Here is a 338-nt window from a genome sequence, read left to right as displayed (position 1 = left end):
CTTGGAGAACGCTGAAGTTCTGTCCGAGGTAGAAGGTGTCGTCAAGGAAGTGAATATCACACCCAAAACAGATGCCACCGGCCAGCAGCTTCCCTTTATCAGCATCCTGTCAAGCGGCGAATTCCGGGTGAAGGGCACTGTTACGGAAATGAACCGCGGCTCTCTGGCAGCGGGCCAGGCAGTTGTCGTCCATTCCCGCGTAAACCCCGACATCACCTGGAGCGGAACCGTGGAAAGTGTGGATTCTGAGCCTATCTCCAACGCCAATAACGGCAACGTCTATTATTCCGGATCCGGAGACAGTTCCGCGAAAAGCTCCAAATATAATTTTTATGTAA

1 protein-coding gene is annotated in these 338 nt (G+C 52.4%); it reads left to right on the top strand.

The annotated features are described in order from the left end of the window. The coding region (locus F8C76_RS19985) for a biotin/lipoyl attachment domain-containing protein (RefSeq protein ID WP_170284076.1) at positions 1-338 on the top strand (338 nt) is incomplete at both ends.

The organism is Flagellimonas olearia (assembly GCF_009184425.1).
Lineage (GTDB): Bacteria > Bacteroidota > Bacteroidia > Flavobacteriales > Flavobacteriaceae > Flagellimonas > Flagellimonas olearia.
Note: the sequence above shows the minus strand (reverse complement) of the source record. Positions and strands in the feature narration are given on the sequence as shown.